We start from the raw sequence: 1,701 nt of genomic DNA on the forward strand, positions 1-1,701 counted from the left end.
ACTCTCATCTTACCTTACAGCCAAAACTTCAAACCAACTCGGTCACCGCGCTAACTAACTTCGTTTCGGCAGGCCTAGGCGTGACCTTTATGCCTAAGCTCACTGTGCTTGACGAGATCAAATCGGGACAAATTGAAGTGGTTGCGACTGAGCTAGACACCTTCTCTAAAGCGACGGTCAAAGTTCAATCTCTCCAAGGCCGTGCACTCTCATTGCAAGCCGAAACCTTTTTAGACTTTCTTATCGAGAACGCTACATTCTTAAGTCATGATGCTCACAATATCTAAATAGATCAGGGTTGGTGAAACGCAGAGTCCTAATCTTGGCTCAACTTGTTACTACCAGTGAGCTTCTTTGTTGGGTGAGGCTACCCTGTGGGTCCACTCAATGGCTTGTACTCTGAAGCCCTTCAACATCACACTTCCAAACTCATTCTCTCGATTTGCGACAAAATTGACTTTTTATCAACACATTATGAATTGTTAAGTCAACGCTTGATGAATACGTTACAAACTATTAACGACAGATGTTTTAAACAGGCCGTAAGGCTCAGCTGTGTGGCGAGTGCAGGGGAATATAGAATGGAAGTAATTGTAATTGGCAGCGGTGTTATTGGCTTGACCAGTGCTTGGTATCTGGCGAAAGAGGGCCACTCAGTGACGGTGATCGACCGCCAGGATAGCAGTGGTAAAGAGACCAGTTTCGCGAACGCCGGGCAAATTTCTTATGGCTATTCTTCACCTTGGGCAGCGCCGGGTATTCCGTTGAAAGCGATGAAATGGCTCACTCAAGAACATGCTCCCTTGAAAGTGAAGCCATCACTTTCTCCAGAGTTGGTGGCTTGGGCGACTAAGATGCTCGCTAACTGTAACGAAGCTAAATACGCCGTGAATAAGTCTCGAATGTTGAGAGTGGCAAACTACAGCCGAGACTGTCTAACTCATCTTCGAAGCATTGAAAACTTGGCTTATGAGGGTAGGCAGAAAGGAACCTTGCAGGTATTCAGAAGCGAGAAACAACTGGATGCAATTCAGCAGGATATGAAGCTACTAACAGAAAGCGGCATCGAGCACTCGCTGTTTGGTGTGGAGCAGTGTCTGTCGGTGGAACCGGGATTAGCTGACGTGAAAGACAAGCTGGTGGGCGGTTTATATTTACCTGATGATGAAACTGGTGATTGCCATCAATTCTGTTTAGCTTTGACTGAGAAAGCCAAGGCGCTTGGCGTTCAGTTCGTGTTTGATACTGAAGTGGTGAATTTGAATCATCATAACCAAACTATAGAGAGCATTACGACAACTCAAGGTGACTTCAAAGCGGACGCTTATGTGGTGGCTTCGGGAAGCTACTCTCGTGACCTGCTCAAGCAAGTGAACTTATCGATTCCTGTTTATCCAGTGAAGGGCTACTCCCTGACACTGCCGATCGTGAGTTCGGATAAGTCACCAACATCAACCGTTATGGATGAAACCTATAAGGTGGCGATGACGCGTTTTGATGATCGAATTCGTATTGCCGGGACGGCAGAGCTTGCTGGTTTCAATTACCTGATTCCAGAACAACGCAAAGCTACGATTGATATGGTGATTAAAGATCTTTTCCCACATGCGGGGGATTTCTCGAAGGCAGAATACTGGACGGGGTTAAGGCCGATGACGCCAGATGGCACGCCTATCATCGGAAAGACGCCAATTAAGAATC

2 protein-coding genes are annotated in these 1,701 nt (G+C 46.6%); both read left to right on the forward strand.

What is annotated here, in order from left to right; translation table 11 throughout:
• A partial coding sequence (locus BCT81_RS02270) for a LysR substrate-binding domain-containing protein (protein WP_241908136.1) occupies positions 1 to 287 on the forward strand: 287 nt, incomplete at its 5' end.
• Positions 288 to 581: 294 nt separating this feature from the next.
• Positions 582 to 1,701, forward strand: a 1,120-nt coding sequence (locus BCT81_RS02275) for a D-amino acid dehydrogenase (protein WP_102423128.1), incomplete at its 3' end; no start/stop codon positions are given.

It is taken from the genome of Vibrio sp. 10N.261.52.A1, assembly GCF_002876325.1.
Taxonomy (GTDB): domain Bacteria; phylum Pseudomonadota; class Gammaproteobacteria; order Enterobacterales; family Vibrionaceae; genus Vibrio; species Vibrio chagasii.